Source organism: Halorubrum halodurans (assembly GCF_002252985.1).
In the GTDB taxonomy this organism is placed as follows: domain Archaea; phylum Halobacteriota; class Halobacteria; order Halobacteriales; family Haloferacaceae; genus Halorubrum; species Halorubrum halodurans.
The window spans coordinates 1-25,859 of the sequence record NZ_NHPJ01000094.1 but is presented as its reverse complement, the minus strand read 5'-3'; the positions used below and the strand labels follow the sequence as shown (position 1 = coordinate 25,859).

28 protein-coding genes are annotated in these 25,859 nt (G+C 67.9%); 13 read left to right on the top strand and 15 right to left on the bottom strand.

Translation table 11 applies throughout. The features are described 5' to 3' along the window. Positions 1-83 precede the first annotated feature (83 nt). Entirely contained in the window at positions 84-878 is a 795-nt protein-coding gene (locus tag DJ70_RS10160) for a TrmB family transcriptional regulator (RefSeq protein ID WP_094532634.1), read from the bottom strand. Between the two features lie 150 nt (positions 879-1,028). Here DJ70_RS10160 and DJ70_RS10155 point away from each other — a divergent pair, with 150 nt between their 5' ends. Continuing rightward, positions 1,029-1,358, top strand: a complete 330-nt coding sequence (locus tag DJ70_RS10155; RefSeq protein WP_394338454.1) for a DMT family transporter — start codon at positions 1,029-1,031, stop codon at positions 1,356-1,358. Positions 1,359-2,155: 797 nt separating this feature from the next. Here DJ70_RS10155 and DJ70_RS10150 read toward each other — a convergent pair. Further along, positions 2,156-2,791 carry a helix-turn-helix domain-containing protein gene (locus tag DJ70_RS10150; protein ID WP_094532627.1) on the bottom strand — a complete coding sequence of 212 codons (636 nt, stop codon included), beginning with the start codon at positions 2,789-2,791 and terminating at the stop codon, positions 2,156-2,158. Between the two features lie 76 nt (positions 2,792-2,867). On the opposite strand from DJ70_RS10150, the gene DJ70_RS10145 reads away from it, so the two are divergent. Next, positions 2,868-3,710: a hypothetical protein gene (locus tag DJ70_RS10145; protein ID WP_094532625.1), complete on the top strand. Its 843-nt coding sequence runs from the start codon at positions 2,868-2,870 to the stop codon at positions 3,708-3,710. A 303-nt stretch (positions 3,711-4,013) separates the two neighbouring features. Here DJ70_RS10145 and DJ70_RS10140 read toward each other — a convergent pair whose 3' ends face one another. The 3 genes from DJ70_RS10140 to DJ70_RS16910 all read right to left on the bottom strand — a co-directional run bounded on the left by DJ70_RS10140 (position 4,014) and on the right by DJ70_RS16910 (position 6,732). Beyond that, a complete protein-coding gene (locus DJ70_RS10140) occupies positions 4,014-4,931 on the bottom strand; it encodes a DMT family transporter (RefSeq protein WP_094532622.1) in 918 nt (305 codons plus the stop codon). Positions 4,932-5,405: 474 nt separating this feature from the next. Further along, positions 5,406-5,957: a helix-turn-helix transcriptional regulator gene (locus DJ70_RS10135; RefSeq protein WP_094532619.1), complete on the bottom strand. Its 552-nt coding sequence runs from the start codon at positions 5,955-5,957 to the stop codon at positions 5,406-5,408. Between the two features lie 136 nt (positions 5,958-6,093). Next, complete coding sequence (locus tag DJ70_RS16910) at positions 6,094-6,732, bottom strand: hypothetical protein (protein ID WP_143421002.1); 639 nt, start codon at positions 6,730-6,732, stop codon at positions 6,094-6,096. Between the two features lie 277 nt (positions 6,733-7,009). On the opposite strand from DJ70_RS16910, the gene DJ70_RS10130 reads away from it, so the two are divergent. Beyond that, positions 7,010-7,996 (top strand): hypothetical protein, encoded by a 987-nt coding sequence (locus DJ70_RS10130; protein WP_094532616.1) that lies wholly within the window; start codon positions 7,010-7,012, stop codon positions 7,994-7,996. Positions 7,997-8,228: 232 nt separating this feature from the next. On the opposite strand, the gene DJ70_RS10125 is transcribed toward DJ70_RS10130, so the two are convergent. Next, positions 8,229-9,554, bottom strand: a complete 1,326-nt coding sequence (locus DJ70_RS10125) for a M20/M25/M40 family metallo-hydrolase (protein ID WP_094532614.1) — start codon at positions 9,552-9,554, stop codon at positions 8,229-8,231. A gap of 205 nt (positions 9,555-9,759) precedes the next feature. On the opposite strand from DJ70_RS10125, the gene DJ70_RS10120 reads away from it, so the two are divergent. Beyond that, positions 9,760-10,011, top strand: a complete 252-nt coding sequence (locus DJ70_RS10120) for a hypothetical protein (protein ID WP_094532611.1) — start codon at positions 9,760-9,762, stop codon at positions 10,009-10,011. Between the two features lie 36 nt (positions 10,012-10,047). On the opposite strand, the gene speB is transcribed toward DJ70_RS10120, so the two are convergent. The 4 genes from speB to DJ70_RS10100 all read right to left on the bottom strand — a co-directional run bounded on the left by speB (position 10,048) and on the right by DJ70_RS10100 (position 12,800). Further along, a complete protein-coding gene (gene speB, locus DJ70_RS10115; protein WP_094532608.1) occupies positions 10,048-10,872 on the bottom strand; it encodes an agmatinase in 825 nt (274 codons plus the stop codon). A gap of 4 nt (positions 10,873-10,876) precedes the next feature. Beyond that, a complete protein-coding gene (locus tag DJ70_RS10110) occupies positions 10,877-11,254 on the bottom strand; it encodes a translation initiation factor IF-5A (RefSeq protein WP_094532605.1) in 378 nt (125 codons plus the stop codon). A gap of 103 nt (positions 11,255-11,357) precedes the next feature. Beyond that, positions 11,358-11,627 (bottom strand): hypothetical protein, encoded by a 270-nt coding sequence (locus DJ70_RS10105; RefSeq protein WP_094532602.1) that lies wholly within the window; start codon positions 11,625-11,627, stop codon positions 11,358-11,360. Then, positions 11,628-12,800, bottom strand: coding sequence for an aminotransferase class I/II-fold pyridoxal phosphate-dependent enzyme (locus DJ70_RS10100; protein WP_094532599.1), 1,173 nt, complete (start codon positions 12,798-12,800; stop codon positions 11,628-11,630). Positions 12,801-12,948: 148 nt separating this feature from the next. Here DJ70_RS10100 and thyA point away from each other — a divergent pair, with 148 nt between their 5' ends. From thyA to DJ70_RS10075, 5 genes are all read left to right on the top strand, one after another. After that, on the top strand, positions 12,949-13,977 hold the full coding sequence (gene thyA / locus DJ70_RS10095; RefSeq protein WP_094532596.1) for a thymidylate synthase: 1,029 nt from the start codon (positions 12,949-12,951) through the stop codon (positions 13,975-13,977). Then, positions 13,977-14,537 (top strand): dihydrofolate reductase, encoded by a 561-nt coding sequence (locus tag DJ70_RS10090; RefSeq protein ID WP_094532593.1) that lies wholly within the window; start codon positions 13,977-13,979, stop codon positions 14,535-14,537. The genes thyA and DJ70_RS10090 overlap by 1 nt, the downstream gene beginning before the upstream one ends. Before the next feature lie 82 nt (positions 14,538-14,619). Then, on the top strand, positions 14,620-15,450 hold the full coding sequence (locus DJ70_RS10085; protein WP_094532590.1) for a competence/damage-inducible protein A: 831 nt from the start codon (positions 14,620-14,622) through the stop codon (positions 15,448-15,450). A gap of 74 nt (positions 15,451-15,524) precedes the next feature. Then, positions 15,525-16,319 (top strand): archaeal proteasome endopeptidase complex subunit alpha, encoded by a 795-nt coding sequence (gene psmA / locus DJ70_RS10080; RefSeq protein WP_179234031.1) that lies wholly within the window; start codon positions 15,525-15,527, stop codon positions 16,317-16,319. A 66-nt stretch (positions 16,320-16,385) separates the two neighbouring features. Beyond that, complete coding sequence (locus DJ70_RS10075) at positions 16,386-17,276, top strand: MOSC domain-containing protein (RefSeq protein ID WP_094532584.1); 891 nt, start codon at positions 16,386-16,388, stop codon at positions 17,274-17,276. A 72-nt stretch (positions 17,277-17,348) separates the two neighbouring features. Here the strand turns inward: DJ70_RS10075 and DJ70_RS10070 are convergent, their stop codons facing one another. Then, entirely contained in the window at positions 17,349-17,918 is a 570-nt protein-coding gene (locus DJ70_RS10070; RefSeq protein WP_094532581.1) for a CinA family protein, read from the bottom strand. 75 nt (positions 17,919-17,993) lie between these two features. On the opposite strand from DJ70_RS10070, the gene DJ70_RS10065 reads away from it, so the two are divergent. Continuing rightward, a complete protein-coding gene (locus DJ70_RS10065; RefSeq protein ID WP_094532578.1) occupies positions 17,994-18,623 on the top strand; it encodes a class I SAM-dependent methyltransferase in 630 nt (209 codons plus the stop codon). Between the two features lie 193 nt (positions 18,624-18,816). Then, positions 18,817-20,127: an ABC transporter substrate-binding protein gene (locus DJ70_RS10060; protein ID WP_094532575.1), complete on the top strand. Its 1,311-nt coding sequence runs from the start codon at positions 18,817-18,819 to the stop codon at positions 20,125-20,127. 123 nt (positions 20,128-20,250) lie between these two features. Here DJ70_RS10060 and DJ70_RS10055 read toward each other — a convergent pair whose 3' ends face one another. The 4 genes from DJ70_RS10055 to DJ70_RS10040 are packed head-to-tail and all read right to left on the bottom strand — an operon-like array spanning position 20,251 to position 24,468. Beyond that, positions 20,251-20,955, bottom strand: coding sequence for an ABC transporter ATP-binding protein (locus tag DJ70_RS10055; RefSeq protein ID WP_094532572.1), 705 nt, complete (start codon positions 20,953-20,955; stop codon positions 20,251-20,253). Beyond that, positions 20,952-21,974, bottom strand: coding sequence for an ABC transporter ATP-binding protein (locus DJ70_RS10050; RefSeq protein WP_245810810.1), 1,023 nt, complete (start codon positions 21,972-21,974; stop codon positions 20,952-20,954). The genes DJ70_RS10055 and DJ70_RS10050 overlap by 4 nt, the downstream gene beginning before the upstream one ends. Then, complete coding sequence (locus DJ70_RS10045) at positions 21,971-23,359, bottom strand: branched-chain amino acid ABC transporter permease (RefSeq protein WP_094532569.1); 1,389 nt, start codon at positions 23,357-23,359, stop codon at positions 21,971-21,973. The genes DJ70_RS10050 and DJ70_RS10045 overlap by 4 nt, the downstream gene beginning before the upstream one ends. Next, entirely contained in the window at positions 23,356-24,468 is a 1,113-nt protein-coding gene (locus DJ70_RS10040) for a branched-chain amino acid ABC transporter permease (protein ID WP_094532566.1), read from the bottom strand. The genes DJ70_RS10045 and DJ70_RS10040 overlap by 4 nt, the downstream gene beginning before the upstream one ends. A 163-nt stretch (positions 24,469-24,631) precedes the next feature. Here DJ70_RS10040 and DJ70_RS10035 point away from each other — a divergent pair, with 163 nt between their 5' ends. Both DJ70_RS10035 and DJ70_RS10030 read left to right on the top strand, forming a co-directional pair. Continuing rightward, on the top strand, positions 24,632-25,582 hold the full coding sequence (locus tag DJ70_RS10035; protein WP_094532563.1) for an alpha/beta fold hydrolase: 951 nt from the start codon (positions 24,632-24,634) through the stop codon (positions 25,580-25,582). Positions 25,583-25,631: 49 nt separating this feature from the next. Beyond that, positions 25,632-25,859 (top strand): cupin domain-containing protein (locus DJ70_RS10030; protein WP_094532560.1); only part of this gene is annotated, 228 nt, incomplete at its 3' end.

Here is a 25,859-nt window from a genome sequence, read left to right as displayed (position 1 = left end):
GGCGTGAATCGGGGCCCACAAGTAACGTCGGTCGAGCGGTCGGAGCGTATAACGAACGGCTGACTCGGCGGATCCTTCCCGTATCACGGACCCGAAATCCGTCGAGCATCCCCCCATGCGCTCTCGAAGGCGGTTTCCATGGAGTCCGCGAACGTTTCGTCCCGGACCGCGACGACCCCGAGTCGCTCGCTCGGATCGAACGGATCGGCGACGTGTACGTAGACTGTGTGCCCATCGACGACGTCGGCAGTGATCGAGACGTCTGGTGTCTCCCGGACGGCGAGGTTTGCTGAAAGACCAAGGAGATCCTCACGAACCGCGGCATCGACCCCGGAGAGCAGATCCTCGCTGCAGAGCACGCGAACGTCCAGCGACGGGTCCATCTCACGCTCGATAACGTCGATCTCGGAAGCGTACCGCTTCCACGGCGCGTTCTCGTAAGGTGCGGCGACCACGGACGTGATACGATCCTCGGCGATCTCCTGCTGGTCACTAGCGAGCGAGAGAGCATCTTCGCTTCCGAGGGAAGCTGCCCAGAAGCGACTCTCTTTGGGTATCGCCGGTGAGAGTCGCTCGCTCACTGACTCGGCGACCGACTCGTAGTGCCTACGCCGTTCGGACAGTTCGCGCCTCCGCTCGTCCAGCAGACTGTCGACGGCAGTGTCGGGGTCGACGGCCGTGTAGTGGGTTGGGTCTCGGGAGTCGTGTGTCCTGATGAGACCGCGACCGTTGAGGACGTTCAGAACGTCGTAGATCCGGCCTCGAGGAACCTCGCTGGCCTCCGAGATCGTCCGCGCTGGGGCGGATCCGAGACCGAGCAGTGTCCGGTAGACTCTGGCTTCGTAGTTTGATAGCCCTAGCTCGACGAGGTCGCTCATATCCCGCGTTCACCCACGGTCGAAGAAACGCTGACGGTCTACTACAGGATGAACTCACCGTTATCGTTCCACAACGGAGAGCAAGTGGCAACACATTGGAGAACCTACTTTCCCGTAGTCGGCCTCGATCCGGCCATGAATCCCGCGCTGGTGCTGGCGCTCGCGCTCGCGATCGCAGCGGAACTGGTCGGGACGACCGCGCTCAAACTGTCGGACGGGTTCTCAAACTACGTCGCGACCGGCGGCGTGGTCGTCGGATATCTGAGTTCGTTTTACTTCCTCGGGCTGGCTCTGGAAGCGCTGCCGATCGGGAAGGTGTACGCGATCTGGTCAGCCGTCGGTATCGTCGGGACGACGGCGATCGGTCTCGTTTTCTTCGGCGAGTCGATCGACCCGGCCGCAGTCGTCGGCGTCGGTCTCATACTCGTCGGAATCGTGCTGTTGACGACGGTCTCGGGCGCACATACCCCGGCTCACTGATCCAGTCCTCGTCGGAAATACGGGTCGCCGGCCTTCGGGGTTCGACCCTCGACGCGAACTCGCCCGCAGCCGCGTCACTCTCGCGCACGGCGACATCAGCGTCGAACTCGTTGTCGAGCAGCCACGTGACCCGTTCGAGTTCGGCCTGCCCTGGAAGACCACGATCGGTCGGGACCTCGGACCGTATCGACCTCGGACGCGTTCGTTCACGGGAGAGACAGCTCTCGTCAGGTGCCGTGTGGGATACGCGCCCCGTATTCGGCACACCCGCAGAAACCGATGACCGGTCGAGGGTCTTTTTTCCGGAATCCGTCGGTCGATCGCCGGAGCTATCGATCGCCGTCGCGGTCGCGGCGCTCACGCACGCGCGAATGGGACGGTGACGAAGACGAACTCGCCCGTCGAGCAGCTGGAGCGAGGGAGCCACTCGACGTCGAGGACGGTCGGACGAGCGCTCAGCGAACGGCTCGACGAGAGAAAACGAGCGGACCTACGGGTCGGGTTTCGAGGCGGGGATCGAGCGACCGGTCGATCGTTTCGGCTTCCGGTGCTCCGTTGGATCCGGCGATGACACGGGGTCTCGATCGCCGAGAACGGGGTTATCTCGTTCGTCGTCGTCGATGAGTTGGACGGGATCCATCCCGTGGTCTCGATCCGCTCTTTCTCTGCGCAGATCCATCGGCTGAATTCCCTCGACATCGCTCCTACACCGAGTACGGAGTGATCCGATCCCGACGCCTTCTGGGGATTCAACGGAGCAGATCTGTGCGAGGAATCGTGACGAACCCGCCCGCCCGTCACTCGGCCGTCACGTCGGTCAGGTACCACGCGATAAGCCGCGCCTGCGCCCGGCGGACGATCCCGCTCGCGGTCGACTTGTCCACGCCGACCGCGTCGGCGAGATCCGCCAGGGTACACCCTCGCGGGACCTCGAAGTACCCCTCTCTGAGGCCGGCGGCGAGGAGCTCCTCCTGTCGGCGTGTGAGGAGTCGGTCCGCCCGCTTCTTGTTCACCTTCGAGAGGAGTTCGTACTCGGTACCGCTCGTTTCCAGCGTCTCTCGGAGCTGGTCGAACTCCTCGCGAGTGCCGGTCAGGTCGAACTCGTAGAACCCGTTCCGCACTTCGATCGGAAACTCGGGCGGGAATCCCCCGGCCTCGACGAAGGCGTAGAGGTCGACGTCGGTCGTCTCGTACGTCGTGAGGAGCCGGTCGTCGGTGCGTTCCAACACCTCGTACGCGTCGACCGCATCGTGCTCGCGAAACGCCGCCGCGACCGACCCCGGAGCCGGAGTCAGCACCTCACCGAGTTCCTTCGCGGTGGCGCCGCTGCGGACGCCGGACAGCAGTCGAAACGTCGCGTCGGGGAACGCCTCCGACAGGTCGGCGATGTACAGGTCCGGCGGGAGGCGAATGCGGAACCGAGCGTCGATCATGTCGATCACTGCCGCATCGAGCAGATGCCAACATGTTGGGGTCACACACACATGAATCGCCCGGTAACACGACGGTATGAACTCCGAGTCGGCCGCTGTAGCCACGAGAGGACGGACGACGCTACGGGCGATCGCGCGGACGATGGCCACGTCGATCGGAGAGCTACGGCGCCGCGACCCGGTTCTGTCCGCCGTGGCCGCGATCAACGCCGTTCTGTTCGGTGTCTTCGCCGTCGGCATCGTCCTCGACCCGACGGTCGTCAACGGGGAACCGGCGTGGCTTAAGCCGACGAAGTTCGCCGGCTCGATCGCGCTCGCGTGCGCGACGCTCGGCTGGCTCGGCGTCCACCTCCCGGTCGACCCGGACGTTCGCCGCCGCGTCTCCCGGATCGTCGGCGTCGGTCTCCTCCTTGAGATCGCCCTCATCGGCGGACAGGCCGCTCGCGGCGTCGGGTCCCACTTCAATCGGGCGACGGTCCTCGACGCGGCGATCGGAGGGGTGATGGGCGTCACGATCGTCGTCGTCACCGTCGCGATCGCCGCGCTGGCGGTCCGCGCGCGCGGCAACGCCTTCGACGTCCATCCGGCGTTCGCCGCGGGCATCCTCCTCGGGATCGGGTGGTTCGTCGTCGGCGCGTTCGAAGGAGCGGCGATGATCGCGATCCAGTCACGGGTCGTCGAGACGACGGAGCCAACGGTCCCGGTCGTCGGCTGGCAGCTCGTCGGAGACCTTCGCCTTGCGCACTTCGTCGGCCTCCACGCCCTCCAGCTGTTGCCGCTGACTGGCTACCTCGCGGCAGCCGGACACCGTCGGGGCCTCGTCGACCATCCCCGACGCACGGTATTCCTCGTCGCTACCGGATACGGCGCGGTCCTTCTCGGAACCGCCGCCCTCGGCGTCGCTCCAGCCCTCGTGTAAACCGCCCCACCGACTCCCTCGGCACAAATGCGGCTCGATCCATGAGGTGAGGCTTTGATGTGGACTCCCGGAAATCCGTCGTCAGCGGCTCTGTTGAAAACCTTTGGAACTGATAGGATCGGTGTGCGAGATACAGAGGCTGTACTGTGCGATCTACTCTGATCAAGTTGGAGAATGGTTCTGTGGGAGATACGCGCTCTGTATTCCACGCGAATGGAGGAGGTGTCGCCGTTGGAGGGTTCAACAAAGGCCAACCGAGTAGCAGACGACCGCCGCGAGGACGGCGGTTGCTGGTCGAGCCAGTTAGTCGCCGGTCGCTGGTACGGCCTCGTCGATGAGCGCGTCGCGAATAGCGTCGCGTTTGACGAGCACGAAGCCGACGGCGATGACGAGGAAGCCGACAACGGTGGTCGCGGCGAGGCGTTCGTCGAGGAAGAGCCATCCGGTTATGGCGGCGAACACGGGGGCGACGTACCCGAAGAGGTTGACCTCGACGGGACCGAGGCGGTCTAGGAGCGTGTAGTAGAGGAGGTAGCCGACGACGCCGGCGGCGAGCACGAGGAACCCGAACGCGATGAGTACGTCCGGGGTGAGTGCGACGGTCTGGGGTTCGCCGCGGGCGAGGCTGGCGACGTGGAGGACGATGCCGCCGACGAGCATCATCCAGCCCTGGCGGGCGGCGACGCCGAGCGTGGGGGTTTCGCGGCGGAGGGCGACGGCGGCGAGCGCGAACGTGACCGCGCTCGCGGTCATGAGTGTGACGCCGAGTGGGTCGGGTGGCTGTATGTCGGTGGGGCCGGGTACGACGAGGATGCTGGTGCCGACGAGGCCGAGGAGGATACCGAAGACGCGCGTGGGCGTCGGGCGGGCGGTGTCGAGAGCGACGACGGCGAACGCGACGCTCCAGATGGGGACGGTGGCGAGGACGACCGCGCCGACGGCCCCAGTGACCATGGTCTGGCCGACGAAGAGGAGGCCGTTGTGGACAGCGATCATGCCGACACCACCGATCAGGATAGCCGTGGTGTCGGCGCTGGTGGGGCGGACCTGTTGGCTGCGGGCGAGTGCGTAGCCGAGGACGACGACGCCGATGGCGTCGAACCGGAGTGCGGCCATCAGCAGCGGCTCGACGCCCGCTTTCGCGGCGCGTATAGCGGGATAGGAGGCGCCCCAGAGGGCGGCGAGCGCGAGGAACCCGAGGGCGTTCTCGTAGCGCTTCACGTGCCGACGCAGGCGACCCCACAGAATAGCTTTTGCGTGGTGAGAACGCCCAACACGATCCGAGTCGTCACGGTGCCCGCTAATGGTTCAGTCCCGTGGTTCGTCTGGCAAATGTCTTCTACCCGATTCGCGCTCTGTATTCAGCACACCCGCAGAAACCAATCACCGATTGAGGGTCTCTGTAAGTCTTTTTTCGGAATCTGACGGTCACTCGCCGGAAATATCGATCGCTTGTCGTGGTCGGGCGCTTACGCACGCGCGTGTGCGGAAGTGAAATCACAGGGGGGACCCCACCACGTTACGAACCACCGTGAAACGGTGGCGAAGACGAGTTCGCTCGTCATCGGCTGAAGCGAACTAGCGCGGCGGCGCAGCAAACAGTTCGTGTATCGGATCGCGGCCCCTCAAATCTGCGTGACTACAGGCGGTCAGTCGGGGAAGTATGCCGTTATGATCGTACTCACGACGGCCAGCCTACGTAAGCAGTACCGTGTTCCCCATGCCGTGGCGCTTTCGCTCGGCGAGGTTTTTCGCCTCCAGACTATCGAGCGTACGGCTGACTGTCGCTTTTGAGAGGTCTGTCCGGTCGACTATCTCGCTCTGTGGGAGGACGCCGTCGGCCTCGAGCACCGCCTGATAAACCACCTCCTCGTTGCTCGTGAGTCGTTCCGAAACGGTTTCCCACTCCTCTCTGCGGGCCTCCAGTAGCTCGTTACTGGACTCGCTGGTAGACTGCCGTGTGGAAGCGTCCGTTTGCTCGGCGTCCGCGATCGTCGACGACGTCGGATCCGCCTCGGTGAGGAGTACGATCGTGCTTCCGCCGGCGGCATACGCTGAAATAGTAATGAGGGCCACGTCGCGGAGCGTGAATTGCCATCCGAGATTCCCAATTCGTGTACTCTCGTCACCAACCGCGACGGCGGCTGGCGTTGCGCTTATGAACTGCGTGACGAGGATCGTTACAGCAGTGACAAAGATACCGACAGCGAGGAGTTCAGAGCGCGGTCGGGAAGATATCTGTGTCATCTCGTTTCACCGGTGTGACCGTTGATCGACCTGAGTCTCCCCCACTCCGGGGGTTCGGTTTGGCTGGTGACGAAGAGGAACTGTACCAGTGTCTGACCACGGAGATCAATCCGATTGTAGGTGGGGCCGATATTTCTCATCGGTCACCTCTGTCGAGTCGAACGAGTGATTCGACGGTCTCGGTGCGGAGATTAACCACAGCACTGTACCGTGTTCCGGATTCGTTCGGCGTCACGACGACGAGCATCCGATCGCCACTCCACCACGATTCGCGCCGCTCGAAAACGATGCTGCCGTCATTTTGTCGGACAGTGAACGCGGAGGCGTTAGGAGAGATCACCGTCTGTAGGGATTCGTTCGCTGTTGCTCCGATGACTGCCGCACGATCGCTGGGGAGGCGTGACGGGATCCGACGGACAGTATACGCAGCACTGTTCGCCGGTGGGACATCGCTGCCGACGATCTCGGCGGACGTGACGATCTGCCGTACACGCAGGCGTGTCTGCGCGTCTACCGGGGGTGGGCCGTGGTTGACTGTTTGAACGAGGTAGCGGCTGTCTTCATGGCTGATCTCGATTCGATTGATCGTGTGAGCGTCTTCGACCAGCACGTGCTGGCCACTACCGGTTGTAACGACGAACGCACCATCCTCAATAGTGAACTCGTGGGTTTTGTCCGGAGTGATGCCAGTAGCGCTGCCAAACACCGCAATACTGCTTGCGAGGACGGCTAGCGAGAGGACCAGTACCACTCGGGAATAGGGGACCTGGGGCATGGTTGACTTTCGAAACATCGGCAGTATGAATCTGATGATTTTCAGCGTTTTCAACGCCTGAAACACCTGTGAAACGCGTTTCAGGCGTGTTCACTAGCCGTTTCCAACTGTGATTTATATGGACTTTCTTACAAGCGTGAAGTGACGCAGTCGGACGACCGCCCACAATCGGCCGAGTCCGTCTCCACGGTACCCGTGGCCGTTCCGTCGGTCCCCGCCCGGCTGTCGTCGGACCAACCAATGACACGACACAAGCGGTGTGAAGGAAGCAAGAATCATGCAACGTGACTACAGACTCGCGATATACGCCCTCAGTATCGCGACTGTACTGCTCGCTGCCAGTGGTATCGCCGTCATCGCGGGAGCTACCCTGTCCCCGGAAGCGACAGGCAATCCCGCCGATGAAGACAACGTAGCGCAACTGAACGGAGACCAGCAGCAGTTCAACGGCTCACTAACCCAGACTGACGGAGACGAGTACACCTTACACCAGGCTCAACGTACGTGTGGCGGCGCTCTCCGTCTGAACAGTACGGAGCGAAACGGTACCAGCCATCGGGTCGAAGACGTGACCGTCACCCTCGTTTCCCATCATAATGGTTCGGTCGTCGACGAGATCGGCCGTCAACGGCTTGCCGAACTCATCGTTGAACAGACCGGCGATCGCGTCGGACTTAGCGAGTACAGCCAGCTGGAGGTACGGGTTAATCAGTACTACGAGTCCACAGCACGCGAGGAGCCGCTGGATATTGCCGGGATCCGCGTCCGACCCACTGACGACTGCCTTCCGTTGGTTCGGGGAACGGTGAACCGGACCAACGAGACGATCACGGTCCAGACTACGCGTCCCGATCTCGACGCGGTAGAGTTGAACTACAGCAACGACATCGGTGTGTTGGAACGAGACGACCGGGAGCTGATAGAACGTCTCATCGTGGCCGACGAGCAGGCCAGCTACAACGTTCAGACACACATAGACGCGACAGAGTTGGAGGCAACGGTCGTGGAGGCAACTGCCGACGAGCACGTCGATATCAAACTCGAGCATCCGGACGGGAGCGGAAGTACAGTCATGCTGACCGTCGATCTCGATTCGGAGACCGTCGCTCACACGTGGGTAGAGATACAGATCGACGAATCAAACATCAAAATGATCGACGAAAACGGGTCAGCCGATGGATCCGATACGATCGTACGGACCGATAGCGTCGCGATCGATCCCAATGAGTCGAATATCACAGTGGTGAACGAAACGAGCGGATAACTCCCACTACCGCTCGGACAAGGACTCTTCTCGCTTTCAGGCACGTAGACGCGCCGAGTGCCTCGGAGCATTCGTGCCGGCCCGTTTTCACCCCACTCTGCGACCACGGGTAACGAGGAACCCGCACCGTCCCGAGGCTGCCGCCGGCGTGTCCCGAAGGCGTCCGCCACGTCGTCCGCCTCCGGTCGAGGCAGGTATCCGGAATTCGAACGCTGGAAGCCGGCCGTTCCTCCTACGCGGAGCCGTACTCCCGGATCACCGTCGAGAGCGTGTCGGTTCCGAACGCGATGGCCTCGGCGGGAACGCGCTCGTTCGCGGCGTGGACCAGCGCCTCGAACTCGAACGTCGGGGGGAGCTTCAGCGGGGTGTACCCGTAGGGCTGGACGTCCAGCTGCTCGAAGAACCGCCCGTCGGTCGCGCCGGTGAGCAGGAACGGGACAGGGACGGCCTCGGGGTGGTTCTCCGTCAGGGAGTCGCACAGCAGATCGAACAGCCCCATGTCGACGCGCTTGCCCTCGCCGCCGTCGAACCGCGTGACCTCGAACTCGACGCCCTCGACGTCGCCGACGACCTCTCGGACCTCCTCGAGGAACTCCTCGGGCGTCACGCCCGGGAGCAGCCGCGCGTCGAGGCGGAGGTCGATCTCCGCCGGGTGGACGTTCACCTTCCCGCCGCCGTCGACGACCGTCGGGCTCACCGTGTTGTGAAGCATCGGGTCCAACCGCTCGGCGACGGGGCCGAGCTCGTCCAGGATCTCGTCGGTGCGTTCGGGGTTCAACAGTCCCCGTAACTGCTCGGCTCGCTCGGGTTCGGCCTCGGCGGCGATCGCCTCGACGAACTCCCGGGCGGGCGGCGTGATGCGGACGGGCAGGCGCTGCTCGGTCAATCGGGTGAGCAGCTCCCCGAGCGCGTGCATCGCGCCGTCGCGCTGCGGCCGAGAGGCGTGGCCGCCGCGGCCGGTCACCGTCGCCTCGAGCCAGCAGACCCGCTTTTCCGCCACCTGGATCGGGTAGAACTCCGTCCCGTCGATGCGTAGCGGGAAGCCGCCGAACTCGCCGATGGCGTACTCCACGTCCGCGAAGCGCTCGGGGTGGGTCTCGACGAGATACCTCGCGCCGACGTCGCCGCCCGTCTCCTCGTCGGAGAGCACCGCCAACAGCACGTCGCCCGCGGGTTCGACGCCCTCCTCGGCGGCCCGAAGCATCGCCGCGACCATCATCGCGACGCCCCCCTTCATGTCCAGCGTGCCGCGACCCCAGACGAACCCGTCCTTCCGCGTCCCCGAGAACGGCGGCTCGTCCCACTCCTGTCCCTCCGTGGGGACCACGTCGACGTGGCCCTGTAGCAGCAGCGTCGGCGCGTCGCCGCCCGGCAGGCGGGCGAGGAGGTTCGGTCGCTCGGGATCGGCGGCCAGCGTCTCGGTCGCTATCCCCGCCTCGGTCAGAAGGCCGTCGACGTACTCGATACAGGCCCGCTCTCCGCCCGGCGGGTTCACGGTCTCGAATCGAACGAGTTCCGACAGCAGATCGGCCGGTCGCTCGTGAATCGGAGTGGTCATGGTCGGCAATGTCCGGCGGGGAATATAGCCTCACGGGTCGGCCGGGCCGACGCCGTCACGACTGACGGGAGCGTTCCGTTCCGTCGCGTCCCGTTCCGTCGCGTCGTGTTCCGTTCCGCCGCGTCCATCCCGTTCCGTCTCTCCGGTCCCCGCAATCGCTGCCCGGAAACAGTAGTTATTAATCGTGTACATCCAACGATCCGGTATGGCCGAGATTGCCATCGAGTACGCCTCCGGGAACCGCCTCCGTTCGGAGGCCGAGACGGCCAGACGCCTGATCGACGCCTACCTCGGCGACCGACCGGACGTCGACGACGTGATCCTCTCGCCGTCCTCGGAGTCGGTGTTCTGCGTCAGCGTCGAGGGCGACCGGATCTGGTGTACCGACACCCGCGAGTGGATCGACACCATGGAGGCGGTCGCGGCCGCCCGCAGCCGGCTCTCCGAGCTCCACTGAGAGACGAGGCGACGCGCCGCGCGCGACCCTGACGGCCTACGTCGACGAGCCGCCGGCGTGTGCGTGGACGAACTCCCGGATCAGTTTTCCCCCCAGCGCCGCGGCTTGGCCGTCGTCGCGGTCGTTCACCTCGACGACGTCGAAGCCCTCGGCGTGCGGCGCGACCGTCCGCACGAGGTCGCGAACCTCGCGCGGGTGGAGCCCGAACGGCTCCATCGTCCCGGTGCCGGGCGCGAACCCCGGATCGACCCCGTCGACGTCGACGGAGAGGTACGTCGACCCGTCGTCGAACCGGCCCGGATCGAGGTCGTCGATCCAGCCGCGGGCGTCCTCGGGCGCGACGACCTCGACGTCGCCTTCGGCGGCGCGGTCCCACTCCTCGGGGGAGCCGGTGCGCGCGCCGACGATCACCGCCCGGTTGACGACGTCGAGCGCGTGGCGGGTGACGCACGCGTGGTTCCACGGGTTGCCGCCGTACTCCGCCCGGAGGTCGAGGTGGGCGTCGACGACGACGAGGGTGTCCGGGGCGACCGCCTCCACGCCGGCGTAGGTGACGGTGTGTTCCCCGCCGAGGGCGAGCGGGATCGCGCCGTCGAGGACGACGCTTCTGAGCTCGGCGGCGAGGTGATCGAGGTACTCGCGCGTGTCGTCCCAGGGGGCGACGTCGCCCGCGTCGTGGACGCCGAGTGCGGAGAAGTGGCTGTCCGTTCGGCGGTCGTAGTCGTCGTAGGTCTCGGAGAAGCGCCGGACCCGGTCGGGTCCGAACCGGGTGCCGGGTTGAAACGTGGTCGTGGCGTCGAGGGGAGCGCCGACGACCACGTACGAGGCCGCGTCGCGGTCGGCGGTCGCTCCGGGGAACATCCGACTACCCGACGACCTTGCGCTGGCCCTCGTACTCGAGGTACTCGATGGTGTCGTCGGAGGAGAAGTCCTCGCCCTCGGGGATCCGCATCGTGAACGTCTCGTAGGTGTCCAGGTCCATGACCTGCGCGTCGTCGCCGGAGACGGAGACGACCTGGCCCTGTTTCCGCTCGATGATCGGCACCCACACCTTCGCGTCGACCGGCTGGGAGAGCGAGCGCTTCTTCTCGTCGAAGACGCCCTTGCCCTCGACGCGGGCCTTGGCGCTCCCGTGTTTGCCGGGTTTCGCGGTGCTGTAGTGGTTGATCTTGCAGGGCGAGCTGTCCATCATGACGTAGCTCCCCTCCTGGAGTTCTCGAACCTGCTTCTGCTCTCGCGGCATACACCGGCTTACCCCCGGCGCGGGTATAAACGGTTTGGAACGTCGTCGCTGCGGCGTCGACGTCGTCGCTTCCCGCCGATCCGCCGATCCGCGAGGGGGCGCCCTACGGGCTGAGCTCGTCGTCGTACTCCTCCTCGTCGTCCTCGTCCGGCGGAACGAGACGGCCGGTGAGGAGGTAGCTGGCGACGAACAGCGCGATGAACCCGACGCCGACGGCGGCGGTCGTCCGCACCACGAACGGGAAGTCGATCCAGAGGAAGTAGCGGTCCGCGACCGCGATGGCGACGATCGCGACCAGGATCGCCTTCTGTTCGTCGGTCGGGTTCCTGACGAGCCCGACGAGGTCGTCCTTGAGGTCGCCGGCGAGTCCCATTCAGCGGCTCCCCCCGTCCGGGACCGCGTCGTCGACCGTCTCTCCGTCGCCGTTCGCCTCACTGCCGCCCGCCGCGTGCGCCTCGATGACTCCGCTCACCCGATCGAGCCCCTCCTCGAGGGTCTCCCGTCGGTGCCCGAAGCCGATCCGGAAGCGGTCCGAGAACCCGAAGAGGTCGCCGGGCGCGAGTACGACGCCCGCCTCCTCGACGACGGTCCGACAGAACTCGCGGGCGTCCGCGAACCCCTCGGGGATCGTCGGGAAGGCGTTGACGGAGGCGGGCTCGTGCCACTCCAGCCCGTGCCGGTCCACCCACGCCGCGATCCGCTCGCGGTTCCCGTCGGCCAGTTCCCGGTTCTCCGCCAGGATCCCCTCCTCGCGCCGGCCGAGCGCCTGTTTCGCGACGTGCTGGCCGAAGATGCTCGGCGAGATGGTGGTGTAGTCCTTCCACCGCCAGGCGCGCTCGATCACCGGCTCCGGGCCGGCGATCCAGCCGAACCGCAGCCCGGAGAGTCCGTACGCCTTCGTCAGGCTCGTCGTCGATATCCCGTGCGCGCCGAAGCTCGCCACCGGCTTCTGCGGGGACGACGCGAGCAGCCGGTACACCTCGTCACACAGCAGGTAGGCGTCGTTCTCGGCGGCGACGTCGTACACCTCCCGCACCCGCTCCTCGGCGTGGTAGCGCCCGGTCGGGTTGTTCGGGTTGTTCACGACGACGACCGCCGTGTCCTCGCGGACCGCGTCCGCGACCGCGTCGGGGTCGAGCTCCCACTCCGGCGGGGAGAGCTCGACGCGGGTGACCTCGCCGAACGCCTCGGGCACGGCGTGGAGCGCCTGGTAGGTCGGCGTGACGACGACGGCGTGCGAGCCGGATCCGATCCCGTCGTCGCCGACGGGGTCGCTCGAGGCGACGAGCGAGAGGTACGTCAGGAAGTTCGCCTCCTGGGTGCCGCAGGTGAACAGGACCTCGTCGGCGCTCCGGCCGTACCGGTCGCCGACGCGGGCGCGGAACTCCGGGTCGCCGTTCGTGGGGATCACGTACCCTACCTCGCCGGGGTCGAGGTCGAACCGGTCCGCCTCAAGCGACCGGATCCCGCTCTCGGCGAGCATGACGTCCGCCTCGTGTTCGTACCTCGCGAACCACCGCTCGAGCCCGAACGGATCGATGTCCATGTCGGCCACTGCGGGCGGCGCGAGGTTAGTTGCTGCGGTCGGGCGAACGGATCCCAAAGGACGTAGGTTTATGTTTTGCGACGCGTGGGTTCCGACGGACCGATCGCGCCGACGCCGTAAGCGTCGGGGCGACTCCCCACGACACACGATGCAACAGTACCTCGACCTCGTCGACGACGCGCTCTCGACGGGCACGTACAAGCCGAACCGGACCGGCGTGGACACGATCGCGACGTTCAGCGCCGGCTACACCGTCGACCTCGCGGAGGGGTTCCCGCTCCTCACGACGAAGCGGATGGACGGCTACCGCTGGAACTCGCTCATCCACGAGGTGATCTGGTACCTCTCCGGGGAGGAGCACATCGAGAACCTCCGCGAGGAGACGAAGATCTGGGACGCCTGGGCCGACGAGGATGGCCGTCTCGACACGGCGTACGGCCGGTTCTGGCGGCGGTACCCGGTGCCGGACGACGGCGACGCGCTCCCCGGCGAGACGTGGCCCGAGGACGGTCACCGCTGGGTGACCGTCGAGGAGGACGCGGACGGGACGACGCGGCGCACCTTCGACCAGATCGCCTACGTGCTCGACACGCTCGAGGAGAACCCCAACTCCCGCCGGATGGTGGTGAACGCGTGGCACCCCGCGAACGCGACCGTCTCGACGCTGCCGCCGTGTCACTACACCTTCGTCGTCACCGTCCAGGGCGGGAGGCTCAACCTCCATCTCACCCAGCGGTCCGGCGACATCGCGCTCGGCGTCCCGTTCAACGTCGCGGCGTACGCGCTGCTCGCGAACGCGCTCGCACAACGGACCGGGTTCGAGGTCGGCGAGTTCGGCCACACGATCGTCGACGCGCACGCCTACTGCGGCCGGGGCGACCGCGGCGCGTGGTACGGCGAGAACCTCCCCGCGCTCCAGGACCGGCTCGCGGACGCGGAGGGGAAGGCCGACTACCGCGACGTCAGGGGCTGGCTCGAGGACGCCGCCCCCGCGGAGGCCGACGGCGAGGAGGGGCACGACCACGTCCCCGGCCTCCTCGAACAGCTCTCGCGGGAGCCCCGCGACCGGCCCCGGATCGAGATCGCGGACGTGCCGCTCGACGAGCTGACCTACGACGACGTCGAGGTCGTCGACTACGACTGCGCCGAGGGGATCTCGTTCGCGGTCGCGGAGTGATGGCGGGGACCGACTCCGACACCGACGACGCAGTCGATCCCGCCGTCGACCCCGACGACGTGTCCTTCGTCCTCGTCGCGGCCGTCGCGGAGAACGGCGTCATCGGCGCGGACGGCGGGATGCCGTGGCACTACCCGGCGGATCTGGCGCACTTCAAGCGGCTGACGAGCGGGCACCCCGTGGTCCTCGGCCGCGTCACGTACGAGAGCATCGCCGACCGGATCGGCGGCCCGCTCCCGGACCGGACGAGCGTCGTGTTGACGACGCGCGACCCGGATCTCCCCGAGGGGGTTGCCGTCGCCGGCGGCGTCGAGGAGGCGGCGGCGCGCGCACGGTCGGCCGCGGCCGAGCGCGGCGTCGACGAGATCTACGTGATCGGCGGCGCGAGCGTCTACGAGGCGTTCCTCCCGCTCGCGGACCGGATGGTTCTCACGGAGGTGCCGGAGTCGCCCGACGGCGACACGCGCTTCCCGGCGTGGGACCCCGACGAGTGGGTCGAGGTCGACCGGGAGCGCGAGGGCGACCTCGCGTTCGTCACCTACGAGCGGGTCGCGGAGTGAGCGACCCGCCTACCGCTCCGCTTCTCCGGCGCGTCCGCGCCGTGGAACCGCTTATGTCCCCGCCGGTCCGAGGGGAGGTCGCATGGACGTCGCGTTGATCACGGTCGGCGACGAGCTGCTCTCCGGCGACACGGTGAACACGAACGCCAACTGGCTCGCGGCGCGGCTGGCCGATCGGGGCGTCTCGGTGACGCGGATCCTCTCGGTTCCCGATGATCAGGAGACGATCGCCGAGCGGGTCGCGGCCTACGGCGACGCCTTCGACCGCGTGATCGTCACCGGCGGGATCGGCGGCACTCCCGACGACGTGACGATGGAGGCGGTCGCTGACGCGTTCGGGCGCGACCTCGCCGTCTCGGAGCTGGCGCGCGCCGACGTCGAGGAGCGGCTGGCCGCGATCGCGACCCGGATCCCGGACCGCGACCTCGACGTGGACGTCGACCGGGAGGCCGCGCTCCCGGAGGGGAGCCGGGCGCTGTTGAACGAGGCGGGGCTCGCGCCCGGCTGCGTGCTCGAGAACGTGTACGTCCTGCCGGGGATCCCCGAGGAGCTGAAGGCGATGTTCGACTCCGTCGCCGACGAGTTCGCGGGCGAGCGCCGGTCCCGGTTCCTCTACACGGTCGAGCCCGAGGCGAACATCGTCCCGGCCCTCGAGGAGGCGATGGCGCGGTACGATATCACGGTCGGCTGTTATCCCGACCGGGAGGCGGGTCACAACCGGCTGAAGCTCGTCGGGACCGACGAGGCGGAGCTGGCCGCCGGGAGCGACTGGCTGCTCGGGACCATCGACGCCAGCGAGACCCCCGTCTCGCGCGACTGGGGGGACGGCGACGACGGCGACGAACGCACGAACGGGGACTCGAACCGCTCGACGCCGGACCGATCGGATCGGGACCCCGCGCGTACCGGTTAAGGAGGGTTTTTCAACCGTCCGGCGTAATAAAGGGTAATGAGCGAGCACGTCACCGCGCGAGCGGGTGAGAAGCGATGATGGGCGGCAACGACCAGCAGGCGTACGACCGCGGGACGTCGCTGTTCTCGCCGGACGGCCGCATCTACCAGGTCGAGTACGCCCGCGAGGCGGTCTCGCGCGGCGCGCCGAGCCTCGGCGTCCGGACGGCGGACGGGATCGTCTTCGTCGCGATGTCGCGGGCGACCTCGACGCTGATGGAGGCCGAGAGCATCGAGAAGCTCCACAAGCTCGACGACCACCTCGGCACCGCGAGCGCCGGCCACGTCGCGGACGCGCGACAGCTCATCGACCTCGCACGTCGGCAGGCGCAGGGCAACCGCCTCCGCTACGGCGAGCCCGTCGGCGTCGAGACGCTGACGAAGTTCGTCACGGACCACATCCAGGAGAACACCCAGCGGGGCGGCACCCGGCCGTACGGCGCGGCGCTGCTCATCGGCGGGATCGAGAACGGCGAGCCGCGCCTGTTCGCGGCCGACCCCTCCGGCACCCCCAACGAGTGGAAGGCGACCGTCATCGGCGGCGGGAGACAGGAGATCCAGGACGTCCTCGAGGAGGAGTGGGAGGAGGGCCTCTCGCTCGACGCGGGGATCGAACTCGGCGTCCGCGCGCTCGCGGCCCACGAGACGGAGTTCGTCCCCGGCGACCTCGCGGTCGCGACGGTCACGGAGGCGGACGGCTACCGCACCGTCCCCGAAAGCGAGGTGAGCGAGGCGTTCGAGGCCGCCGGGCTCGCCGGCGACGAGGACGACGAGACGTCGGCTGACGACGCTGACGCCGAGGGCGAGGACGCCGACGGCGACGCGGAGTAACGCGACTCGACCGCGCGGACGACGGCTCACGGTCACGCTTTTGGTCCGGACCCGCGAACGGGAGGTATGACACGACTCGGCGACCTCCTCGCGTACCCGGTGAAGTCGCTCGACGGCGTCGCGGTCGAGCGTGCGGAGCTCGGCCCGCAGGGCGCGCTCCGGGGCGACCGATCGTACGCGTTCGTCGAGGCCGGCGTCGACCCCGAGGTCGCGTCGGTCGGGAGCGGCGGCGGGTACGTGAACGGGAAGAGCGAGCCGGCGATCCAGCGCCTGCGGGCGAGCTACGATCTCGCCGGAGAGGCCGACGCGACGCCGACGGCGGTGACGCTGGAGCGCCCGGCGCGCGGCGACGCGGCGGCCGACGAGCGGACGTTCGCGCTGCCGGAGGCGGGCGACGCGCTGGCGGCGTGGGTGGGCGAGTACCTCGGGTACGAGGTCGACCTCGTCCGCGAGCCGGCGGGCGGGTTCCCGGACGACCGGGCGGCCCCCGGTCCGACCGTGACCTCGACGGGGACGCTCGAGACGGTCGCCTCGTGGTTCGAGGGGATCGTGGACGCGACGGAGGCGCGCCGGCGGTTCAGGCCGAACGTCGTGCTCGAGGACCGTCCCGCCTTCTTCGAGGACCGGCTGTTCGACGACCACGGGACGGGGATCCGGTTCTCGATCGGCGACGCCGACCTCGTCGGCGTCAACCCCTGCCAGCGGTGCGTCGTTCCGTCGCGGCACCCCGACACCGCGGTCGAGATCGACGGGTTCCGGGAGACGTTCCTCCGGAGGCGCCGGGAGACGTTGCCGGAGTGGACCGAGAGCGACCGGTTCGATCACGACTTCCGGCTGATGGTGAACACGGTCGTCCCGCGGGAGTCGTGGGGGTCCGTCGTCGCCGTCGGGGACTCGGTCGAGATCGACGGCCCCGTCGACGTGGCGGAGACCGACGACGGGATCGCGCTCGCGTGAATCCTGGACCGGCCGCCCGATCGGCGTGCCGCCTCGCCGCCGGCCTCACTCCTCGGCGCCTCGCCGCCGACCTCACTCCTCCCGGTCGACCTCGCGGATCGCCCGAACGAGCTCGTCGAGCGCGCGCTCGACGCTGGCTCGCTTCACGGCGTCGCGGCCGCCCGAGAACTCCGCGCGGACGCTCCGCGTGAACGACGCCTCCGTTCCCCACGGGGCGGCGTAGGCCACGCCGACGTACACCAGTCCCACGGGCTTCTCCGCGGTTCCCCCGTCGGGACCGGCGATCCCCGTGGTGGAGACGCCCCACGTCGCGTCGGCGTGATCGCGGGCGCCGGCGGCCATCTCGCGGGCGACCGGTCCGCTGACCGCGCCGTGTTCGTCCAGCGTCTCGCGGGCGACCCCCAGCTCCTCGCGTTTGGCGTCGTACGCGTAGGTCACGTATCCTCGATCGAAGTAGGCGCTCGATCCGGGCACGTCGGTCACCGTCGATCCGACGAGCCCGCCCGTCAGCGACTCGGCGGTCGCGAGCGTCTCCCCGCGGTCGGTCAACAGCTCGCCGAGGAGCGCCTCGGGCGCCCCGCCCCGCGTCCCCGACCGCCCGTCCCGCGGGCGATCGCCATCCGCCGTCTGGTCGTCGGTCATGGAGGTAGCTCCGGCCGCGGCGTGCTTGAAACGCCCGACGCGGAGGTTTATGTCGGCCTTCGGCGATCGACGCGTATGACCGACGGCGACGAGTCGACCGACTGGGACGAGCGGTTCGCGAGCGGCGAGTACCCCCGAGATCCGGAGCCGTCTCCGGTCCTCCGTTCCTACGAGCCCTCGATCCCCGACGGACGGGCGCTCGATCTGGCGACGGGGACCGGACGGAACGCGCTGTTCCTCGCGGCGGCCGGCTACGAGGTCGACGCGCTGGACGCCTCGAGGGAGGGGCTCCGGATCGTCCGGGAGCGGGCGGCGGAGCGTGGCCTCCAGGGACGGATCGAGACGGTCCACGCCGACGCCACGGCGCACGAGTTCCCGACGGAGCGGTACGACCTGGTCACGGTGAGCTTCTATCACACGCTCGACCGGTTCACCGACCTCCGCGAGTCGCTCGCCGAGGGGGGCTACCTCTTCGTCGAGGGGCACCTCCGGTCGGCCGAGCCGACCCCGTCCGGCCCGAGCACCGACCGCTACCGGTTCGGGGCGAACGAGCTCCTGCGGGCCGGTCTCGGACTGACCGTCCTCCACTACGACGAGACGGCCGAGGAGCGGCCCGACGACCGCCGGCGAGCGAGCGCACGCCTCCTCGCGCGACGGTCCCACGGCTCGCGGCAGTCGTACCCGGCACGGCCCGACGGTCGGTGAGCGCGAGCGCCCCGGCGGCGAGTCCGCGGAGGGGTCGCCGGAACCGAGCTTCCATCAGCTCGCGATCATGCCCTCGAGCCGTGAGGTCGGCCGCGCCCGAGGGAAGTACATTCCATACATACACGTCGTTGACAATACGTGTGGGGATGTTGACAGGGATATACTTATCAAAGTGGACCCTATATGAGTGGATATGTCATACCACAAGAGACGGCGTGACGTACTGAAGGGGATCGGTGTCGCGGGCGCGGTCAGCGTCGCCGGCTGCTCGGGCGGCGGAGGCGGCGGCGGGGGCGGCAGCGGCCCGGACCTGCTCACCGTCATCGGCTACCCGGAAAGCGGCATCCAGCTCTTCCGTGACTACTACAGCGCGTCCGACGGGGCCGAGGACATCCTGATCCCCGACGGACTCCAGGACCCCGCGCTGCCCGGCCAGGTCGGCAACGACATGAACAACGTCACCGGTACCGCGCCGGCGGCGGGCGGGCCGAACCAGGCGGCGTTCGAGAGCCTGTACCAGGACACGTACGACGAGACGCCGGGCGTGTTCACCTCGCAGTCGTACGACTCGGCGGCCGCGCTCATTCTCGCGAACGTCGCGGCGGGCGAGAACGACGGCACCGCGATCCGCGACCAGCTCCGGCGCATCGCGAACCCCGGCGGCACCGAGTACGGTCCGGACGGGTTCCTCGACGCCGTCGAGGCGGCCGCGAACGGCGAGGACATCAACTACCAGGGCGCGTCGAGCGCCGTCAACTTCGATGGGAACGGCGACCCGGCGTCCGCGGCCTACTCCATCTGGGAGTTCGCCGGACAGGACGCCGACTCGGTCGACGTCGCCGAGACGCAGAACTTCGAGGGCGAGAACCCCGACGGGGCGGGCCCCTCCGCGGACTCCTCGCCCGGCGGCTTCGGCCGCGAGGTGAGCGTCGGGATCCTGCTTCCCGAGACGGGTGACCTGGCGTCGACGGGACAGCCGATGATCCGTGCGGCCGAGCTCCCGGCCCAGCAGGTCAACGAGTCCGACCTCGACCTCACCGTGAACGCCCAGTTCGAGGACACCAACACCTCGCCCGACCAGGGGGTCAGCGGCGCGGAGTCGTTGGTCAGCGCGGGCGTCCCGGCGGTGTGCGGGACCGCCTCCTCCGGCGTGAACGTCCCGGTGTGTCAGGAGACGTTCATCCCGAACGAGGTCGTCGGCTGTTCGCCCTCCAGCACCGCGCTGTCGGTGACGAACCTCGACGACGACGACTACATCTTCCGGACCGCCCCGAGCGACCAGCTCCAGGGACGCGTCATGGCGCAGGTCGCCTCCGAGCGGCTCGAGGCCGAGACCGCCGCGACGCTGTACGTGAACAACGACTACGGACAGCAGCTCTCCGAGCGGTTCAGCAACGTGTTCGAGGACACCTTCGACGGCGAGGTGTACGACCAGATCAGCTTCAACATCGGCGAGTCGTCGTACTCCAACGTCATCGAACAGGCGCTCTCGAGCGGGAACTGATCGGCGGCGTCGCCGGCGATCCGGCAGCCAACACCGCGTTTTTCCGAGTCGACGGCCGACGCGAGCGGCGGCCCGGTGGCGAGCTATCGAGGAGGGACGACGATCCGCGCGGATCGACGCCGACTAGCCGCCGAGGAACTCCCGGCGAACCTCGTCGTCGTTCAACAGCGCGGTTCCGTCGTCCTCGAACCGGTTCCGTCCGTTCGCGAGCACGTAGCCGCGGTCACAGCGTCTGAGCGCCTCCTTCGCGTTCTGCTCGACCATCAGGATCGCCGTGCCGCTCCCGTTGATCTCGTCGATCTTGTCGAACATCTCGTCGACGAGGTCGGGCGCGAGGCCGGCGCTGGGCTCGTCGAGCAACAGGAGTTCGGGGTCGAGCATCAGCGCCCGCCCCATCGCGAGCATCTGTCGTTGCCCCCCGCTCATCGTCCCCGCGCGCTGGTCCCTCCGCTCCTCAAGGATCGGGAACCGGTCGTACACGGTCCGGAGGGCGTCCTGTGGCACCTCGTCGAGGATGTACGCCCCCATCTCCAGGTTCTCCTGGACCGAGAGCTCCGCGAAGACGTTCTCGTTCTGCGGGACGTACCCCAGTCCCTTGTGGATGACGTCCTCCGGCTTCGTCCCGCTGATGTCCTCGTCGGCGAACGTCACGGTGCCGCCCATGTGGGTCGTCAGCCCGAAGACCGACTTCATCACGGTCGACTTGCCGGCCCCGTTCGGCCCGACGATCGTGACGTACTCCTCGTCGTCGACGTCGAGGTCGACGTCCGTGAGGATCTGGAGGTCGCCGTAGCCAGCGTCGAGGCCACGCACTTCGAGGAGGCTCACACCTCACCCCCGAGGTACGCCTCGATGACCTCCTCGCTCTCCTTGATCTCCGCCGGCGTCCCGTCCTTCAGGACGCGGCCCTGGTGCATGACGATGACCCGCTCGCAGTTGTTCATGATGAGGTCCATGTCGTGTTCCACGATGAGGAAGGTGTACCCCCGTTCGCGCAGCTCGTGGATGTGTTCGAGCAGCCGCTTCTCCAGCGAGGGGTTGACCCCGGCGAACGGCTCGTCGAGAAGCAGCATGTCGGGGTCGGTCAACAGCGCGCGGGCCATCTCGAGCAGCTTCCGTTGCCCCCCCGAGAGGTTGCCCGCGTACTCCTCGGCGAGGTGATCGATCTCGAAGAAGTCGAGCACCTCCCAGACGCGTTCGAGCTGTTCGGTCTCCTGTTCGCGCACCTCGCGGCGGGTGATCGGCATGACCGAGCGCCACAGCGACTCGCCGATCTGCCCCTTCGGCGCGAGCATCATGTTCTCGAGGACGGTCATCTCCTCGAGCTCGCGAGCGATCTGGAACGTCCGGGCGAGCCCCTGGTTCGCGATCTCGTGTGGCTCGAGGCCGGTGATGTCCTCGCCGTTGAATCGAACCGTCCCCGCGTCGGGATCCAACATCCCGGTGATGAGGTTGAACGTCGTCGACTTGCCGGCCCCGTTCGGACCGATGAGCCCCGTCATCGTTCCCCGCTCGACGTCGAAGCTGACGTCGTCGACGGCGACGATGCCGCCGAAGGTCCGCCTGAGTCCCTCGACCTCGAGGGGCGTCGCGTCGACCGACACGCCCGAGTCCTCCGGCGCGTGGACGGTCCCGTCCGGCGTCTCCGCGCCGCCCGGTTCGGCCCCGTCCGTGTCGTCGCCGGCGGCCGTCGTGGAGCCGTCGCCGGCGGCCGACGCCGAGTCGCCCTCGATCGGCCCCTCCGTCGGTTCCGCCTCGTCGGTTCGGTCGCCCTCGACCCCGTCGTTCTCGACCGGTTCCTCGGTCGGCGTCGATCCGTCGACGGCGGTGTCGTCGCTCTCGCTCATCGGTTCTCGCCTCCGTCGGCGGCCGCGGCGTTGCCCGCGTCCCCGCCGCTCGGTCGCGTGAGGTCGACGCTCGAGGCCGTCTCCTTGCGGTGCCCGAGCAGCCCCTCGGGCCGGTTGTGCATCAGCCAGATCAACACCACGCCCATGATGACGAGCCGCAGCTGGCTCACGCTGTCGAGCGTGTAGACGAGGAACGGGACGGGATCGAGCGACCCGAACGCCGCGACCGCCTCGCCGAAGTTCCGCGGCGCGTCCCCCAGATTGAAGGCGGCCTCGACGAGGTTCTTCACGTACCGCGGCCCCTCGTACAGCAGCCCGGCGAAGATCGCCCCGCCGAGGAAGCTCCCGGTGTTCGATCCCGCACCGCCGATGATGAGCGCGATCCAGACGAAGAAGGTGATGTTCGGCCGGAACGAGGGCGGCGTGATGCTCCCGCGACTGGAGTACCACAGGATCCCGCCGAGCCCCATCAGCGCGGAGCCGAGCACGAACGCGGTGAGCTTGAAGCGGTCGGTGTCCTTCCCCAGGGCGTTCGCGACGTCCTCGTCCTCGCGGATCGCCTTCAGGACGCGCCCGAACGGTGACTTCCCGGTCCGCGAGAGCAGGAGGTAGAACAGCCCGACGCCGATCAGGAGCACGATCCCGTAGAGGAGCCCGTCGATCACCGGCTTCGGGTTGTTCGGGATCAGCGTTCGTTGGACGAACGCGACGAACCCGAGGTAGGGCTCCCACAGGAAGAGCGTCCGCAGGAGCGCCTCCAGCGGATCGGCGTAGTTCAGGATGAGCCCGCCGCCGCCGCCGAGGCCGATCGTGTCCGCCGTCGGGTCGAGGCTGAACAGCTGGACGCCCGCGACCGTGAGGTCGATCGTGTCGGGAACGGTGTACGACTGGAACGTCCGGGACATCATCGTGAACCGAATGATCTCCGAGAACGCCACCGTGACGATGGCGAGATAGTCGGCCCGCAGCCGGAGCGCGGGGAGCGCGACCAACAGCCCGAACCCACCCGCGACGACGACGCCGGCGAGCATGCCGACGCCGAGCGGCAGCCCGAGGCCGCCGACCTGTGCCGCGCCGCCCTGTGCGACCGGCGGCTTCGAGACGAGCGCCGTCACGTAGACGCCGATCCCCATGAAGCCGACGATGCCGATGTTGAAGAGCCCGGTGTACCCCCAGTGAAGGTTCAACGCCAGCGCGAGCATGCCGAACGCGCCGACGTAGAAGGTGAGGTTCGCGATCGAGTTCAGCTGTCCGCGGAGCCCGTAGCCGAACGCGACCCCGGCGAGGACGTACGCCAGGTAGATGGTTCCGAGGACGGCGAGCACGAGCGTCACGTCCCGCTCGAAGAGTCCCTCGAACCGCCCGCGAAGGTCGTCGACGCTCATGCCGTGGTCCTCCCGCTGAAGATGCCTTCCGGCTTGAACAGTAGTATCACGATCATCACCATGAACGCGGCCGCCCGACCGAACTCGGAGGGGATCCAGATCACGGACACCGAGGCGGTCAGCCCGATGACGATCCCGCCGCCGATCGCCCCGTAGATCGACCCGATGCCGCCGAGGATGACCGCGGCGAACACGAGCAGCAACAGCAGCCAGCCGTCGTTGAAGCCGAGCGTCCCCTTCCAGAGGACGAACATGTAGCCAGCGATGCCCGTGAGCCCCGCCCCGACGATCCACGTCGTGCGGATGACCCGCTCCGTCGGGATCCCGGTGATCCGCGCGAGGTCCTCGTTGTCGGACATCGCACGCATCGCCTTCCCGAGTTTGGTCCGCTGTAGGAGCAGGTGGACGCCGAGCATCAGCCCGCCCGCCACGACGATCAGCGAGGCGTCGTGGGCGGTGACCCGGAAGGTCCCGTCGAACGCCGGAACGTTGATCCGGGGGACCGACCCGGCCGCGGTCGTCCCGCGCACGCCGGCCCCGAAGACGAACTGGATGAGGTACCGGAGCGCGAACGCGACCCCGATGCTCGTGATGAGCAGCGCGATGCCGCTCTCGTCGCGGATCGGCTTGTACACGAACCGGTCGATGAAAAGCGCCAGCGCGATCGTCAGCCCCCCGGCGACGATCGCGCCGAGAACCACGGCGATCGGCGACGTGGTGACGCCGATCCCGAGCGCGCCGCCGAACACCGAGCCGCCGGCGCCGACGAGCAGCAGCGCGCCGACGCTGTTCTCGCCGATCCCGGCGACGAGGTAGCTGGTGGCCATCCCGGCGAACGCGCCGCTCGTGAGGTAGTCGCCGTGTGCGAAGTTCGCGAAGTTGAGAATGCTGTACGTCATCGAGAGTCCGATTCCCGCCAGGCCGATGATCAGCCCCCGAAGCAGGCCGTCCCAGACCAGCGAGGCGAGGCTGCTGACCTGGATCCCCCCCGTCCAGAGTCCGCTCACGAGTGCCCACACCATCCAGAGGGCCACGAGAACGACCCCGATGGCGAGGGGTTCCTCGCCGAGGGTTCGGCGGTATCGGACGTACGTTTCAGAGATACTCACGTGATAACACTCCTCAGACGATCCTGTGAAATCTACGTATAAGACGTTTTCTACCTCCCGTCCGACTCGACCGGGTCGCGTCCGGCACGGTCGCGTCGGATCCGCCGACGAACCCGCGTCCCGGCGGACGTACCTATTAGTCGTCCCGGACCGATCGGTCGGTATGGTCGGTACCGCAGACGGCACGGCGGGGACGTCTCCACCGGTCGAGGTCCCGGCTGACGAGATCCCCGAGGACGTTCCGGGCACGTCGCGGACGGTCGAGACGAACGGCGTCCGCCTCCACGTCGTCGAGGCCGGACCCGAGGACGGGAAGCTGCTCGTTCTCCTCCACGGCTTCCCGGAGTTCTGGTACGGCTGGCACGAGACGATCGCCCCGCTCGCGAACGACGGCTACCGCGTCGTCGTGCCCGACCAGCGCGGCTACAACCTCTCGGAGAAACCCCCCGACGTCGCGGACTATCGGATCGGAGCGCTCGCCCGCGACGTCGTCGGACTGATCGACGCGTACGGGCGCGAGACGGCGGCGGTCGCCGGCCACGACTGGGGAGCCGCGGTCGGCTGGTGGCTCGCGATCCACCACGCCGACCGGGTCTCCGAGTTCGTCGCGGTCAACGTTCCCCATCCGACCGTCTTCGAGCGGGCGCTCCGGACCTCCTGGCGGCAGCGCCGCAAGAGCTGGTACGTGCTCGCCTTCCAGCTCCCTCGGCTGCCGGAGGCGGTCGCGCGCGCCGGCAACTGGCGGATCGGCGTGCGGGCCCTCCGCGAGACGAGCGATCCGGGGACGTTCGGCGAGGAGGACCTCAGACGCTACCGGCGCGCGTGGGACCGCGACGGCGCGTTCGAGGCGATGGTGAACTGGTACCGCGCGATCGTCCGCGAGCGCCCCGAGCCGGACACGCCGCGCGTGACGGTCCCGACGCTCGTGGTCTGGGGCGCGAACGATCCGTTCCTCGAGAAGCGGCTGGCCGGCGAGAGCCTCGAACACTGCGCCGACGGCCGGCTCCTCACGATCGACGACGCGACCCACTGGGTGATCCACGAGGACCCCCACCGCGTCGCGAGGGCGATATCGGACCACGCCGACCCGCTGCCGCCGGGCGCGCGCGAGTGAGGCCGCCCGCGGCGACGCGTTTTAACCCCCGCGGCCCGACCCCTCGGGTATGATGCTCGACCGATACGCCGACGCGGTCGGCGACCTCGACCCCGCCGACGGCGAGGTCGCCACCGCCGAACTCGTCGTCACCGACGACGTGCTCGTGAAGGCGTTCGTCCTCGCGCCCGGCGGCGAGATCGACGCCCACGAGCACGCGGACGCGACGAACGTCTTCCACGTTCTCGAGGGGGAACCGACCGTGATCCGGGACGGGGAGTCAGAACGCCTCGCCGCG